Source organism: Pedobacter jamesrossensis (genome assembly GCF_042650905.1).
Taxonomy (GTDB): Bacteria; Bacteroidota; Bacteroidia; order Sphingobacteriales; family Sphingobacteriaceae; genus Pedobacter; species Pedobacter jamesrossensis.
Genome location: NZ_JBHSBY010000145.1, coordinates 40,772 through 55,117 on the forward strand (window position 1 = coordinate 40,772; position 14,346 = coordinate 55,117).

Below are 14,346 nucleotides of genomic sequence, written 5' to 3' on the forward strand. Positions count from 1 at the left end.
CCTTAAACTTTTAAGGTACTATTTCTTCTAAATAACTCTCAACTGGCGGACAAGCACAAATTAACGACCTATCGCCATGGCTATCGTTAACACGACCAACTGATGGCCAGAATTTACGCTCTAACACATAAGGAAGTGGAAACGCAGCTGTCTGACGGCTATAAGCATGATCCCATTCGTTCGCGGTAATTACCGAAACCGTGTGAGGTGCATTTTTCAACGGATTATCAACTTTATCTAAAATACCATTTTCTACTTCAGTAATTTCGTTTTTAATGGCGATTAAGGCATCACAAAAACGGTCTAACTCGTGTTTAGGCTCAGATTCTGTAGGCTCAACCATTAAAGTACCCGCAACCGGGAATGAAACCGTTGGTGCGTGGAAACCATAATCCATTAAACGCTTCGCGATATCAGTAACTTCGATTCCGAAAGCTTTGAACGAGCGGCAATCTAAAATCATCTCGTGTGCACAACGACCCTGAGCACCTGAATAAAGCACTGGGTAATGTTGCTCTAAACGAGCTTTCATATAGTTAGCGTTTAAAATTGCGTATTTGGTTGCGTTGGTTAATCCATCGGCACCCATCATGGCAATATATGCGTGAGAAATAATTAAAATTGATGCTGAACCCCAAGGCGCAGAAGAAACCGCAGAAATAGATTTTCCTTTATCGATATCAACCACCGCATGACCAGGAAGATATGGAACCAAATGTTTTGCAACACCGATTGGGCCCATACCAGGACCACCACCACCGTGAGGAATACAGAACGTTTTGTGTAAGTTTAAGTGGCAAACATCGGCACCAATATTAGCCGGACTTGTTAAACCAACCTGAGCATTCATATTTGCTCCATCCATGTAAACTTGTCCACCGTTGGCGTGAATAGTTTCGCAAATTTCGATAATACTTTCTTCGAATACACCATGAGTTGACGGATAAGTTACCATCAAACAAGATAAATTTTCTTTATGTAGTTCTGCCTTTGCTTTTAAATCTTCAACATCGATGTTACCATTTTCTAAAGATTTAACAACAACAATCTTCATATCGGCCATTGCTGCAGAAGCAGGGTTTGTACCGTGAGCCGATGCAGGAATTAACGCTACGTTACGGTGGAAATCGCCTCTATCCTGGTGATATGCACGGATAACCATTAAACCAGCATATTCGCCTTGAGCACCAGCGTTTGGTTGTAAACTCATGGCGGCAAAGCCTGTAATTTCGCTTAACCACTTATCCAATTCGTTAAAAACCGAATAGTAACCTAACACTTGGTCGGCTGGAGCGAATGGGTGAACGCGACCAAAGTGAGACCAGGTAACTGGAATCATTTCTGCCGTTGCATTTAATTTCATTGTACAGCTACCCAAAGCAATCATCGAGTGGCAAAGCGATAAATCTTTTGCTTCTAACGATTTGATGTAACGCAACATTTCGTGTTCTGAATGGTGCGAGTTAAAAATTGGGTGTGTTAAATATGCTGAAGTACGTTGTAATTCTGCTGGAATAACCGTTTTTACATTTTCTACAACTTCAACCTGGTCTGCAGCAACGGCTTTAACTTTAGCGAAAATTTTTGCGATTAGCGTAATATCTTCGAAAGTGGTAGTTTCATCAATTGAAATTGTTGCAACGTTACCAACGTAGTTTAAATTGATTTCGTTATCTAAACAACCTGAGTGAATACCACCTTTTAAATCACCTAAATCGAAACGAATGGTATCGAAATATGCTGAATTTAATTGCTCGTAACCTAAAGCTTTAAGTGTAGATGCCAAACTAATCGCCAAACCGTGAGTACGTTCTGCAATAGCTTTCAAACCTTTTGGACCATGATAAGCTGCATAAAAACCAGCCATAATAGCCAATAATGCTTGTGCAGTACAAATGTTTGATGTTGCTTTATCTCTACGGATGTGCTGTTCGCGGGTTTGCAAAGCCATGCGTAAAGCGTAATCGCCATGGCTATCAATGGTTACACCGATAATACGACCTGGTATTGAGCGCTTATACTCGTCTTTAGTGGCAAAAAATGCAGCGTGAGGGCCACCAAAACCCATCGGAATACCGAAACGTTGTGTTGTACCTACAACGATATCAGCTCCCCATTCGCCTGGAGGCGTTAACAAGGTTAAGCTTAAGATATCTGCAGCAACTGTTAATTTAATATTTTGATTGTGTAATTCTGATGCAAAGTTTTTATAATCGAAAACTTCGCCATTACCAGCAGGATATTGAACAATTGCACCAAAGAAATCTTCTGTTGCAACAAAATCCAAATGATTGCCAATAACCAATTCAATTCCATAAGGATTTGCACGGGTTTTTAAAATATCTATCGTTTGAGCAAAAACCAGTTCCGAAACAAAGTATTTTTTCGCAGCTTGATTTTTACGTGTACTGTATTGCATAAACATCGCCTCAGCCGCAGCTGTACCTTCATCTAAAAGTGATGCATTGGCAATTTCCATCCCGGTTAAATCGATAACCATGGTTTGGAAATTTAACAAAGCCTGTAAACGACCTTGCGCAATTTCTGCTTGATACGGTGTATATTGTGTGTACCATCCTGGGTTTTCGAACACGTTACGCAAAATTACTCCAGGCGTAATGGTATCGTAATAACCCTGACCAATAAAGCTTTTAAAAACTTTATTCAACAATGAAGTTTGTTTTAAAGCACCAAGATATTCAGTTTCTGATTTCGCTGCTGGCAAATTTAAAGGTTGTTTTAACCTAATTGCTGCGGGAACGGTTTGTTCAATCAGCTCATCAATAGAATTTACGCCAACAGCTTCCAACATTTCGGCTGTATCTGCCTCATTTGGTGCAATATGACGGTTTTGAAAATCTTCCTTGTAATGGATATTTAAGCTCATGCGGATGTGAATAATAAATTTGCTGCAAAGGTAGGGAATTTGAAGCTGTATTTTACTAAATGCCAGTGTAAAAAAGGTGTCTTATTTACATCGAAAACGCGACTAAATAGATGGATTTTATAATGGAACAGAAGGCAAATGTTTGACAGATTTTTTTTAATTTGAAAAGCAGGGGCTATGCCATTATTAAAGTTTTTTAAACTGCTATGGGTTTGGAAAGCCAAAGAAACTGCAACGAAAAAAACCTTTACGTTTTTAGTAGCTTTGGAAAATATTAATTACACGATTTGCCTATTTATGTCGAAGCCTAAAAATAATGTTGCTCTGTTAGTTCATGCCTGCGATCGCTATGAATTTCTTTACAGGGGTTTCGATTCTTTCTTTTCCAAAAACTGGGATTTTACTGTTCCTTGCAATTATTATTTTGCTACCGAAGTTAAGGATGCAGAACTAAATGGCTTTACAAATATTAAATCTGGTAAGGGCGAATGGGCAGACAGGCTTGCAACATTACTAAGAGGTATTGATGAAGACTATGTTCTCTATTTTCAGGAAGACATGTGGTTGAGCAAACCAGTAAACCCAACTTTTTTAAGCCAATTATTTGATTTTGCAAAGCAAAATAATTGTCAGCAAATAAAACTTCATAGTTCTGATGTTTATAAAACTAAACAAACTGACACCTTTATCGAGGGTTTTAATATTGCTGAAATTGATAACAAAGCTTCACAATTTTTAATGTCGCATCAGGTTACGCTTTGGAAAAAAGATTTTTTATTGGCTCAACTCTATAAAAAAGAACATCCGTGGCGCAATGAAAGAAAAGGAACCAAACGTTTAAAAAAGTTAAATCCTTTGATACAACATGTAGATTACTTTTCAGAAAATGGGTCTGCGGAGCTTAATTCAAACAAAAAACCAAATAAGCGTAGCGAATACTTTGCTGTTTCATTTAACAGTACACTAAACTATAATTCAGTTCGTTTTATCGAAGAATTAAAATCTGGCAACAAAGCTGAAAAGAATTACGCAAAAGAATTGCAAAACCATTATGATAATGATTTAACACATGATGGAAAACCCAAACCTAAAAAAGTAGATTTATTTAAGAAGTTTAAAACCTGGTTCCTGCAAAGGAAAGGTTAATTTAAATAATTAAGTCAAATCCTTTTAGCATAAAACTTAATTCTGCACTTTCCAGCCCTCATCTTTACTCAACTTAAGTTTATACGTTTTGGTAATAAAGTTGCTGTTTTCACCAGCATCTTTATCAAATGGAGCAAAATCGGTATTTACTTTTTTTAGCGACACGGTAACTTTAGCCGTACTCGAATTTACCTGAGAAAAATCAACTGGTTTTTCATCAGAAAGAACATATTGAACAACTTTAACCGTTGCTTTATCATTGTCTTGTTTTAAAACTAAAGGACTCGCTTGCTCGGTCAAGGTAATCTGATAAACGAAACTACTATCGCTTGATAAGAATTTCTTATTTGCTTCCTTTAGAGTTAGAGAAACAAGACCCTTTCCTGCCAATGCCTTATATTTTACTAAATCAGCTTTATCACTTTTGCTGCTAAATTTAATTTCACCAAATTTAAAATGCGTAGTCTTATACTCAGGATTGGCTTTCAAATAATCAATAATAACCGAACCTGCTTCTTCCTGATTAATAGTAGTTTTGGTTTTACATCCGGCAAAGCCGATAACAATAACTGATAGAATATAGATAGTAAATTTTTTCATGTTTGATAATTTATGCTTTTTAAAGGTATTTATTTTTTTTATAAGTCGGAGGTTAGAAGTCTGAAAGTTTTTCGCAATATAAAACCATTTACCTCAAACCTTTTACCCTTCACCTTTCTTCAAATACTTCAAATTAGGCAAAACCATTGCCGACAAAATTACAGCTACACCAACCCAGCGCAAGAATGAAACTTGCTCGTTTAAAACAAAACCAGCCATCATTACCGCAACGGGTAATTCGGCAGCGCTTAAAATCGAACTTAATGCAGTACCAATTTTCGGCACACCTTCGGCATAAAATAATGGCGGAATTACCGTTCCGAAAACGGCAATAATCAATCCCCATTTTAATAAAGTTCCGCTGAGTGCACCATTAAATAAAAACACTGGCGGAAAAATCAGGAAGATTAAAATACAGGCTCCGGTTATCATTAGTGCACTTTTCTTTAATGCTGGGTATTCGTTTCCAATTCTCCCGCTTAACATAAGAAAACCAGCGTAAGAGATAGCGGCCGATAAACCGAAACCAATTCCAATTAGGTTTAAACTTTCGATACTAGTTTCAACCATTCCACTAGCCAAAACTGTCCCGCCCAGAACCAACAATATCGCAACGAATTGTAAACTTGAAGGCTTCTTTTTAAAAATTAAAAATTCAAGCAGAATACTCATCCAGATAAATTGCATCAGCAAAATAATGGCAACAGAATTGGGAACGAGCTTAACGCATTGATAGTAAAAAAGACTTACCAATCCGGTACAGGTTCCAGCCAAAACCATTTTCCACCAAGGGGTAATTAATTTAATTTCTTTGGCTTTATATTTTGATGTTTTGCTCTGAAAGAAAAACAAAATCCATAAAATTACAGCTCCGAAAAAAGCTTGAGCACCTGTTACATCGCCTAAAGTATAACCTTCGTGATATGCTAGTTTTACAAATGTAGATAAGATACCAAAACTACAGGCACCAAAAAAGACAAGGAGAATTCCTTTTAACATAATTTTGCTAGTATGGAGTATTTAGTATCATGACATGCCGACAAGGCAAATGCGACATTTGATTGTGCTTTCAGCTTTAGTCTTTCGGCTTTATCCTTTACGCTAATTGTTGTAAATATTTTTGAACAGTTGTTTCTAAACCCAAATAAAGCGCATCGCTAATTAAGGCATGACCAATAGAAACTTCTAATAAACCAGGAATACTTTGAGCAAAATAATGAAGATTGTGCAAATCCAAATCATGACCAGCATTTATCCCTAAACCTAAAGAATTAGCATGATGAGCGGCAGCAATATAACTTACTATTGCTTTCTCTCTATCTGCAAAATAATTATAGGCATAAGCCTCGGTATATAATTCAATTCTATCTGTTCCTGTTTCTGCTGCCCCCTCAACCATTTCTACAAGTGGATCTACGAAAATGGAAACACGAATGCCTTCTTTCTGAAAAACAGCAACCATTTCTTTTAAATAATCTTTATGTTCTATGGTATCCCAACCGTGGTTTGAAGTGATTTGACCTTCGGCATCGGGCACCAAAGTAACCTGTGCAGGTTTGCTAGCTAAAACTAAATCAACAAATTTATCTTCCCGGCAATTGCCTTCAATGTTAAATTCAGTTGCAATAACGGCTTTCAAATCGTAAACATCCTGATAACGAATATGGCGTTCATCAGGGCGAGGATGCACGGTAATTCCTTGCGCACCGAAACGCTCACAATCTAATGCAACCTTAACTAAATCAGGATTATTACCACCTCGACTATTACGAATCGTAGCTATTTTATTGATGTTAACCGATAACTTTGTCATGCTTCAAAGATAAGGCTTTGCCTTTGTTAATAGGAAACCTTAAAGAAATTTGACTTTTTTTTGCTCATATTTGTTCAAATCAAGATGAATTTAAAGGACACAACATTATATAAATTCCTTATCGTTTTACTTGTTCTGACAAGTATTCCTGCATTATTTGGCGGCGTGATGGAACCTGATGGCGCATTGTATGCGTCAATGTCGAAAAACATTATTTTACTTAAAGATTGGTTTAATCTTTATGGTCGCGGAGCAGATTGGTTAGACAAGCCACATTTAACTTTCTGGTTATCTGCAATATCTTTTAAAATATTAGGAGTTTCTGCATTTGCTTATAAATTGCCTAACTTTTTAGCTGGAATGTTAGGTGCATTTTACCTATACAAACTTGCAAAAGATATTTATGACGAAAAAATCGGCTTTATATCTTCAGTTATATTTTTGAGTGCGCTTCACATTATCACGTCTAATTTCGATGTTCGAGCCGAAATTTACATTACAACGTTTACACTTGCTTCTATTTATCATTATTACAAAGCACACGAAGGTTCATTTTGGCACATTGTTGCTGGTTCATTTTTTGCGGCCTGTGCGATATTAATTAAGGGAATTTTCGTGCTGATTCCTGTATTTGCAGGCTTTATAATTTACTGGTTATTTACAAAACAATACAAACAGTTATGGCAAGCAAAATGGTGGATAGCTATTGTACTAATTTTCATTTTCATTACACCAGAACTTTATTCACTTTACACCCAATTTGATTTACATCCAGAAAAAATCGTATTCAACAGAACTGGAGTTTCGGGATTAAAATTTTTCTTTTGGGATAGCCAGTTTGGTCGCTTTTTTAACAACGGACCAATTAAAGGCAAAGGCGATATTTCATTCTTTTTACACACTACACTTTGGGCGTTCTTGCCTTGGTCTATATTATTTTATACAGCGGCAATTAATCTTTTCAAAAAGAAAAACAGAGCCGATTTAGCTCCTGAAAGCATTATGATTTGGGCAAGTGCTGCTGTCACTTTTTTAATCTTCTCTCTTTCTAAATTTCAACTACCTCATTACATTTTAATAGTTTTTCCGCAATTTTCTATTATTACAGCTTTATATTTAAAAAAGTTGGAAGGTAAAGGCTTGAAAATTTTCTTTACTGTACAAAACGGATTATTGATTTTAGTTTTTGCTTTACTTTCTGCATTAAGCCTTTTCTATGGTTTCGAAAACCCATATTTAATTATTGGAATTCTAATTGTGATTATGGCAGCTTCATTCTTATTATTTAAAGGAATAAAAGTCGAAACCATTATCGCCAGAAGTGCATTTACATCTGTCGGATTAATGCTTTTCTTATTTATTTTCTTTTATCCGGCTTTAATGAAATACCAATCTGGCAGTGAGGCTGGCGAATGGCTAAAGAAAAATTATCCTACAGCCAAACCTGCGGTTTTAAATTATATTGATGCTTTCTCTTTTGATTTTTATGCTCCTGGCGAAGTGAAATATCTCTACAGTTATGATGATTTGGATAAAATCAAAAACATACAAAATTTAATTATTTACGTTCCTGAATCAGAATTACCAAAATTACAGGGTGAATACAATGCAGAAGTTTTAAAATCGTTTGAATATTTTCACATCACAAAATTAACAGGTAAATTTTTAAATGCCAAAACACGCAATCAGGTTTTAGAACATTTTTATTTGGTTAAATTGCATTAAGAATGGATTTATTTTTTCGCATTATAAAATTTGGATTAACTGGCTTGCTTGGAATGGCAATAGATTTTGGTGCAACCTGGCTTTTCAAAGAAAAAATAAAAGTGAATAAATACATTGCCAACGCCATCGGTTTTACATTGGCTGTAACCAATAATTATCTAATTAATCGCGTTTGGACTTTCGAGAGTACCAACGTACATTGGGGAACAGAGTTTGGAAAATTCTTGGTGGTAAGTTTAATTGGCTTAGGTTTAAATACTTTTATAATTTACCTTTTTCACCAAAGGAAAAATGGCACAAACTTTTACCTGGCTAAATTCTTTGCAATCGTAATTGTATTTGTATGGAATTTTTTGGCCAATATGATGTTTACTTTTAAGTAACGTTTTTGCCAATAAAATAGAAAACCACAAGCCAAACCAATCCTTTAATCAGGAAGAACAAAAACCCTACTAATCCAACCCGCTTAAACCATAATTTTACATTTTCTTTATTCATGGTGTTGTATGGTAAAGATAAAATATTTGAATTAAATTAGAAAGGTTTTAAATAACGAAACATGAATTTATCTAAAGCACTACGTTCGTCAATTTTACTAGTTTATTTATTTCCAATAAACCTTTTTGCACAAAACTTCGAATCTATCAAACGATATAAGGTAAATTTCGGTGTCGCAACTAAATCTAATGAGAAGCTAATTACGGTGAGGAGTTTCGTAAATAACAATCAGAAGTTTTTGCTGTTGGTTAATCCGCAAACTTTAGATACAAAAATAGATTTAGCCAGTAACTATTCATTAAGCGGTTTAGCTTATGCTAACATATTATCAATTTTTAAAAATTCTGCTTATGTAAAATCTTTACAAGAAGCTGCTGATAAAGATTTACAACTACAAAATGCCGGAATAGACCATTCAATTCCATATGAAAAAGGAATTACTTTAACAATTGACCTTTGTCCGTCGCACAAACCATTAGATAGAGTTATTTTTCAATCTGTTTTTGATGAATTTAAGAAGATAGAGCAGCCTGCTCCTCTGGCAGTTTCTGTTTCTGGTAAATGGATGTTAAAACATTTAGACGATTTGAACTGGTTGAAGAGCTTAGTAGATAAGAAAGAATTAGATATTACATGGATAAACCACTCATACAATCACGAGGTGAACAGCTTGCCATTAGCCGAAAATTTTTTGCTTTCTCCCGGAACCCATTTAGATATTGAAGTTTTAGAAAACGAAAAACTGATGCTTAAATATGGTTTAATACCTTCGGTTTTCTTTCGATTTCCAGGTTTAGTTTCTGATAAAACAATCGTTCAGAAAATTGAAGAATATGGATTAATTCCTATCGGAAGTGATGCTTGGTTGGCTAAAGGACAAAAACCAAACGCAGGTAGTATCGTACTCATTCGCGGCAATGGTAACGAAGAAATTGGCGTGAAAGATTTTATCCAGCTATTGAAGTTGAAGCAAAAAGATGTTACAAATAAACAATGGCTGCTTTTTGATTTAAGGCAGGGCTTGGAAAAAGAGTTTGAGTAGTTTTTTTAACCGCCAAGAATGCAAAGTAAAAGTCGAAGAAACAAGTTAAGTTAGTCGCCAATTTTAAACCATATAAGATATTTAAGAACAAATAAGTAAGGTGCATAAAGCAGCAAGAATATAAGATTAGCTTTGCATTTCTTTGCGATAAACTTTGCGCCCTTTGCGGTTAAATTACTTCTTAGTTGGCAATAATTTTATTTCTTTTGCTTTAAAACGATTATTTACAATTTCTCCGGTAACTTCTGCTTTACTAACTGCATTACAAAAACCGTGTTCACCATGTGCATCGCCAAAATCATCGATGCTTTTTCCATCAACGAAATATGGTTTACCATCAATTTTTACAGCCAGGTCACAATCTTTACCTTTCATTTTAAACTGACATTCGCCACACGCGATTTCTACAGTTTGCTTTGTAATAACTTTTGCCGATGAAGAGTTTTTAGGTGTAGTTTGTGCACTTGCACTAAAGCCAATTATAGTAATCAATAGTACAAAGAATAAGTTTTTCATAGGCCTTTATTTTTTCTATAAATATAGATCTTAAGTAGCAAAAGAGCTACTAAACGACCTTTTTCTAAAAATTATATTACCACATAAGCAATTGAAGAAAACATAAGCTTGAATGTTCATACATGGCAAATAACCACCCCTTTAATGGTGGGAAATAAAAAAGGGATATGCAATTTGCACATCCCTTTCGTATAATTGGTTTTAGTTAACTGATAACTAAATTAGTAACGATACTCGTCAGATTTGAATGGACCTTCTACTGGTACACCGATATAATCAGCCTGGTGTTGGTCTAAAACATCTAATTCTACACCAATTTTAGCCAAGTGTAAACGAGCCACTTTCTCATCTAAATACTTAGGTAAAACGTAAACTTTGTTTTCGTATTTATCTGTGTTCATCCAAAGCTCTAATTGTGCTAAAGTCTGGTTGGTGAAAGAGTTACTCATTACGAAACTTGGGTGACCAGTTGCGCAACCTAAGTTAACCAAACGGCCTTCAGCCAGTAAGATAATATCTTTACCTTCGATAGTATATTTATCTACCTGAGGTTTGATTTCTACTTTAGTTGAACCGTATTTTTCGTTTAACCAAGCAACATCGATTTCGTTATCGAAGTGACCGATGTTACAAACGATAGCTTTATCTTTCATAGCTAAGAAATGCTCGCCACGAACAATATCGCGGTTACCAGTTGTTGTCACAATTATATCTGCTTCTTTAACAGCTGTAGCGAATTTTTTAACTTCATAACCTTCCATTGCAGCTTGTAAAGCACAAATTGGGTCAATTTCAGTAACAATTACACGAACGCCTTGTGAGCTTAATGATTCTGCAGAACCCTTACCAACATCGCCATAACCACAAACAACAGCTACTTTACCAGCCATCATCACATCAGTTGCACGACGAATTGCATCCACTAATGATTCGCGACAGCCGTATTTGTTATCAAATTTAGATTTAGTTACCGAATCGTTAACGTTAATTGCAGGTAAGTGCAAAGTGCCGTTTTTCATACGTTCGTACAAACGGTGAACACCAGTTGTAGTTTCTTCTGATAAACCTTTAATTGCAGCAATTAACTCAGGATATTTATCAAAAACCATGTTGGTTAAATCACCACCATCGTCCAAAATCATATTTAATGGTTCTTGCTCTGGACCGAAATGTAAAGTTTGCTCAATACACCAGTCAAATTCTTCTTCATTTAAGCCTTTCCAAGCGTAAACCTGAATACCAGCAGCAGCAATTGCAGCAGCAGCATGATCTTGAGTTGAGAAAATATTACAAGATGACCAGGTAACTTCAGCGCCTAAAGCCACCAAAGTTTCAATTAAAACAGCCGTTTGGATGGTCATATGCAGACAGCCTGCAATACGAGCACCTTTTAAGGGCTGCGAAGGACCGAATTCTTCACGTAAGCTCATTAAACCTGGCATTTCTGCTTCGGCTAATTCGATTTCTTTACGGCCCCATTCTGCCAGTGAAATGTCCTTAACTTTGTAAGGAACGTAAGTTGTCTCTACTGATGACATAATTTCTTGTTTTTAAATGTAGTGCAAAGTTACCACATAGCTTTGTCAAACCCAAATAATTAAAAGAGCAAGGAGGTTTGTAGATTGTAAAATATATTAGGTTTTAAATTAATTACTGCTGATAAGAAATTAAATCGCAAGTAGGGCAAATTGCAATTTTCTCCTTTTGAGTAAGCGGTGCCTGATTTCGTAACATTAAAGAACTTACAATACTTATTACAAAAATAAAAGCTAACATAACGATTAGCGTTTTTCCGGCTTCATCTGGTTGATTGTTCATAAATCAAATTTAAAACCTATCGTAAAACCATTCTAAGGTAAAATCACCCTTTTTGTAAAGGTAAATGAGCCTTAATTTACGGTGAAATCGCCCTAATAATTTAAAAATTATCAATTAAATAAAAAATTGATTTACAGGTTATTATTTCATAAATTAACGTAACCAAATTAAACTAATATGAAAACTGTAAAACAATTACTTGATACCAAAGAAGTGAGAATAATTTCTGTTACAGAAAACTCCTCTGTTTTAGACGCGCTAAAAGTAATGACCGAAAAAAATATAAGCGCTTTATTGGTGATGGAAAAATCGAAATTGTTAGGGATTTTTACAGAAAGGGATTATGCCAGGAAAATTATCCTACAAGGCAAATCATCAAAAGATACTTTAATTAAAGAGGCCATGACCGCTAATCCTATAAGTATAACTTTATCAGATACAATTGATAAGTGCATGGAAATTATGACAGACAAACATATTCGTCATTTACCTATAGTTGTGGATGCTGAGGTAAGAGGGATGATTTCTATTGGAGATTTAGTGAAATTTATTATCGCCGACCAGAAACAAACTATTTCACAGTTAGAGAGCTACATTAGTGGATAAATCTATTTCATAAAAAAGGGCAATCTTATAATCATTGATTGCCCTTTTCATTATTAAATAATTAACACTTAATTACTTCCATCTCCACTCACCAGCAATGGTTAGTGGTTCTTTTAAATTTTGAGACTCTAAGAACGTTTTTAATTCTTCTTCGTTTTGCACACCCACTGGAATTTTTGGCGTATTTGCTAAAGCATAAGTTAGCATTGCGCTATAACGAACGGTATTTTTTAAACCTTGCTCATCTACCAATTTAAAACCATCGCCATCAGAATGATAGAATGGGCCAGAGTTATTTGGCAATTTACCACCTGCTCCACCGCCAGTTGGAATACCTTCCAACATAAATGGTTGATGATCGCTATGTAAGCCTGCGCCAGCATTGAATAAGTTTTTAAAGCCAGTATCTATTTTTACAATATCTGCACCCCAGGCCGTAAATAATTCTTTCATTTCTGCTCTTGATGTAGAGAAACCTTTCGGGTCATTAGTCATATCATAGTTAAGCATAAATTTAACCTGTCCTAAATTACCAGCTTTTTTAGCTTGTTCTACATAAGCTTTTGAGCCCAATAACCCTTGCTCCTCGCCCATAAACAACACAAACTCTACGGTTCGTTTGGTTTTCAAATTCAGTTTCTTAAAAGTACGAGCCATATCCATAATAGCAAAAGAACCAATACCATTATCTATTGCGCCAGTTGCTAAATCCCAGCTATCTAAATGGCCGCCGACAACAATTTTATCTTTTGGCATTTCCGTTCCTTTAAAAGTTGCAACCACGTTTCTGGCTTTAATTAAACCCGAAAAATTAGTCATCGCAATATGTGCAACTTGTGGCTGCGTTTTTAATTTTTCTTTTAACGCCATTCCGTCTTCCAAACCAATGCAAATTGCAGGAATTGGAATTAGCTTACCTGTAACTGAAGCCGTACCAGTTAATAAAACGCCGTTTTTCACTGTATTGATGATAATTACACCACTTGCACCGTATTTAGTTGCAATTGCTGTTTTTTCAGAACGGTGTAATGATTTTGTTCCTGCTGCAGAACCAGGCAAAACGCCTAAATAAATCAATGCAATTTTACCTTTAAACTTATCAGGATTGGCTTGGTAATCTACTTCTAATCCGTTTCCGGCATCGACAATATCGCCAGTAATATCTGCACTAACGGGAGAATGTGCCAACGTTACAGCCTTCGTCTTTGCAAGGCTATTTTTATCAGCACCAATTTCTACATTAATAGTTTTTCTGTTCCAGCTTTCTACTTCGAAGGGTTGAAACTTAACATCGCAACCATAAGATTTTAATAAATCGAATGCATATTGTTCTGCTTTAGCACCATTGGCAGAACCTGTTAAACGGTGGCCAATAGTTTCAGTTTCGTATTTAAGGGTTTGATATGCTTTTGAATTTTGCTGAACATCAGTATTAATTTTAGTAAATACATCGGCAAATTTATCTTGTGCACTAGCTAAAGATGCAGCAAAAATAATTGCAGCAGAAAAAAGATATTTCATAAAATGATTGGTTTGTTGATTTATCGGATGAAAATACAAAATATTAAGCAACACAATGGGCTGTAACGTTTATTTTGCTTTGCAGGGATTTTGCAACTGAAGCGAAGAATTACAGTTTTGAGTAAATTAAACCTGATAGAAACGGAAATATCCCGATTTTTCTTCGGGAATTGG

Annotated in this window: 13 protein-coding genes; 5 read left to right on the forward strand and 8 right to left on the reverse strand. The window is 35.4% G+C overall.

Annotated elements, in window-relative coordinates; all coding sequences use genetic code 11:
- Positions 1 to 10: 10 nt before the first annotated feature.
- Positions 11 to 2,887: an aminomethyl-transferring glycine dehydrogenase gene (gene gcvP, locus ACFOUY_RS20065; RefSeq protein WP_378963066.1), complete on the reverse strand. Its 2,877-nt coding sequence runs from the start codon at positions 2,885 to 2,887 to the stop codon at positions 11 to 13.
- A 177-nt stretch (positions 2,888 to 3,064) separates the two neighbouring features.
- On the opposite strand from gcvP, the gene ACFOUY_RS20070 reads away from it, so the two are divergent.
- A complete protein-coding gene (locus tag ACFOUY_RS20070; protein WP_378963067.1) occupies positions 3,065 to 4,033 on the forward strand; it encodes a hypothetical protein in 969 nt (322 codons plus the stop codon).
- Between the two features lie 36 nt (positions 4,034 to 4,069).
- Here ACFOUY_RS20070 and ACFOUY_RS20075 read toward each other — a convergent pair whose 3' ends face one another.
- The 3 genes from ACFOUY_RS20075 to ACFOUY_RS20085 all read right to left on the reverse strand — a co-directional run bounded on the left by ACFOUY_RS20075 (position 4,070) and on the right by ACFOUY_RS20085 (position 6,446).
- On the reverse strand, positions 4,070 to 4,633 hold the full coding sequence (locus ACFOUY_RS20075) for a hypothetical protein (RefSeq protein WP_378963068.1): 564 nt from the start codon (positions 4,631 to 4,633) through the stop codon (positions 4,070 to 4,072).
- A gap of 102 nt (positions 4,634 to 4,735) precedes the next feature.
- Positions 4,736 to 5,632 carry an EamA family transporter gene (locus ACFOUY_RS20080; RefSeq protein WP_378963069.1) on the reverse strand — a complete coding sequence of 299 codons (897 nt, stop codon included), beginning with the start codon at positions 5,630 to 5,632 and terminating at the stop codon, positions 4,736 to 4,738.
- Between the two features lie 97 nt (positions 5,633 to 5,729).
- Positions 5,730 to 6,446: a pyridoxine 5'-phosphate synthase gene (locus ACFOUY_RS20085; protein WP_378963070.1), complete on the reverse strand. Its 717-nt coding sequence runs from the start codon at positions 6,444 to 6,446 to the stop codon at positions 5,730 to 5,732.
- Between the two features lie 84 nt (positions 6,447 to 6,530).
- Here ACFOUY_RS20085 and ACFOUY_RS20090 point away from each other — a divergent pair, with 84 nt between their 5' ends.
- From ACFOUY_RS20090 to ACFOUY_RS20100, 3 genes are all read left to right on the forward strand, one after another.
- A complete protein-coding gene (locus tag ACFOUY_RS20090) occupies positions 6,531 to 8,171 on the forward strand; it encodes an ArnT family glycosyltransferase (protein ID WP_378963071.1) in 1,641 nt (546 codons plus the stop codon).
- Between the two features lie 2 nt (positions 8,172 to 8,173).
- Positions 8,174 to 8,554: a GtrA family protein gene (locus tag ACFOUY_RS20095; protein ID WP_378963073.1), complete on the forward strand. Its 381-nt coding sequence runs from the start codon at positions 8,174 to 8,176 to the stop codon at positions 8,552 to 8,554.
- Positions 8,555 to 8,730: 176 nt separating this feature from the next.
- Positions 8,731 to 9,711, forward strand: a complete 981-nt coding sequence (locus ACFOUY_RS20100; protein ID WP_378963075.1) for a polysaccharide deacetylase family protein — start codon at positions 8,731 to 8,733, stop codon at positions 9,709 to 9,711.
- Between the two features lie 174 nt (positions 9,712 to 9,885).
- Here the strand turns inward: ACFOUY_RS20100 and ACFOUY_RS20105 are convergent, their stop codons facing one another.
- The 3 genes from ACFOUY_RS20105 to ACFOUY_RS20115 form a co-directional block, all read right to left on the reverse strand.
- Positions 9,886 to 10,227 (reverse strand): DUF6370 family protein, encoded by a 342-nt coding sequence (locus tag ACFOUY_RS20105; RefSeq protein WP_378963076.1) that lies wholly within the window; start codon positions 10,225 to 10,227, stop codon positions 9,886 to 9,888.
- A 221-nt stretch (positions 10,228 to 10,448) separates the two neighbouring features.
- The gene (gene ahcY, locus ACFOUY_RS20110; protein ID WP_378963077.1) at positions 10,449 to 11,765 is read right to left on the reverse strand and encodes an adenosylhomocysteinase; all 1,317 of its coding nucleotides are present in this window, start codon (positions 11,763 to 11,765) and stop codon (positions 10,449 to 10,451) included.
- 112 nt (positions 11,766 to 11,877) lie between these two features.
- Positions 11,878 to 12,045: a hypothetical protein gene (locus ACFOUY_RS20115; RefSeq protein ID WP_378963078.1), complete on the reverse strand. Its 168-nt coding sequence runs from the start codon at positions 12,043 to 12,045 to the stop codon at positions 11,878 to 11,880.
- A 177-nt stretch (positions 12,046 to 12,222) separates the two neighbouring features.
- On the opposite strand from ACFOUY_RS20115, the gene ACFOUY_RS20120 reads away from it, so the two are divergent.
- A complete protein-coding gene (locus tag ACFOUY_RS20120; protein WP_378963079.1) occupies positions 12,223 to 12,651 on the forward strand; it encodes a CBS domain-containing protein in 429 nt (142 codons plus the stop codon).
- A gap of 72 nt (positions 12,652 to 12,723) precedes the next feature.
- Here the strand turns inward: ACFOUY_RS20120 and ACFOUY_RS20125 are convergent, their stop codons facing one another.
- Positions 12,724 to 14,172, reverse strand: a complete 1,449-nt coding sequence (locus tag ACFOUY_RS20125) for a M20/M25/M40 family metallo-hydrolase (protein ID WP_378963080.1) — start codon at positions 14,170 to 14,172, stop codon at positions 12,724 to 12,726.
- Between the last annotated feature and the right edge of the window lie 174 nt (positions 14,173 to 14,346).

Bases quoted from the DNA above. Each gene is read 5' to 3' on its own strand.
- gcvP (WP_378963066.1), bottom strand. From the start codon at position 2,887: ATGAGCTTAAATATCCATTACAAGGAAGATTTTCAAAACCGTCATATT.
- ACFOUY_RS20070 (WP_378963067.1), top strand. From the start codon at position 3,065: ATGCCATTATTAAAGTTTTTTAAACTGCTATGGGTTTGGAAAGCCAAA.
- ACFOUY_RS20075 (WP_378963068.1), bottom strand. From the start codon at position 4,633: ATGAAAAAATTTACTATCTATATTCTATCAGTTATTGTTATCGGCTTT.
- ACFOUY_RS20080 (WP_378963069.1), bottom strand. From the start codon at position 5,632: ATGTTAAAAGGAATTCTCCTTGTCTTTTTTGGTGCCTGTAGTTTTGGT.
- ACFOUY_RS20085 (WP_378963070.1), bottom strand. From the start codon at position 6,446: ATGACAAAGTTATCGGTTAACATCAATAAAATAGCTACGATTCGTAAT.
- ACFOUY_RS20090 (WP_378963071.1), top strand. From the start codon at position 6,531: ATGAATTTAAAGGACACAACATTATATAAATTCCTTATCGTTTTACTT.
- ACFOUY_RS20095 (WP_378963073.1), top strand. From the start codon at position 8,174: ATGGATTTATTTTTTCGCATTATAAAATTTGGATTAACTGGCTTGCTT.
- ACFOUY_RS20100 (WP_378963075.1), top strand. From the start codon at position 8,731: ATGAATTTATCTAAAGCACTACGTTCGTCAATTTTACTAGTTTATTTA.
- ACFOUY_RS20105 (WP_378963076.1), bottom strand. From the start codon at position 10,227: ATGAAAAACTTATTCTTTGTACTATTGATTACTATAATTGGCTTTAGT.
- ahcY (WP_378963077.1), bottom strand. From the start codon at position 11,765: ATGTCATCAGTAGAGACAACTTACGTTCCTTACAAAGTTAAGGACATT.
- ACFOUY_RS20115 (WP_378963078.1), bottom strand. From the start codon at position 12,045: ATGAACAATCAACCAGATGAAGCCGGAAAAACGCTAATCGTTATGTTA.
- ACFOUY_RS20120 (WP_378963079.1), top strand. From the start codon at position 12,223: ATGAAAACTGTAAAACAATTACTTGATACCAAAGAAGTGAGAATAATT.
- ACFOUY_RS20125 (WP_378963080.1), bottom strand. From the start codon at position 14,172: ATGAAATATCTTTTTTCTGCTGCAATTATTTTTGCTGCATCTTTAGCT.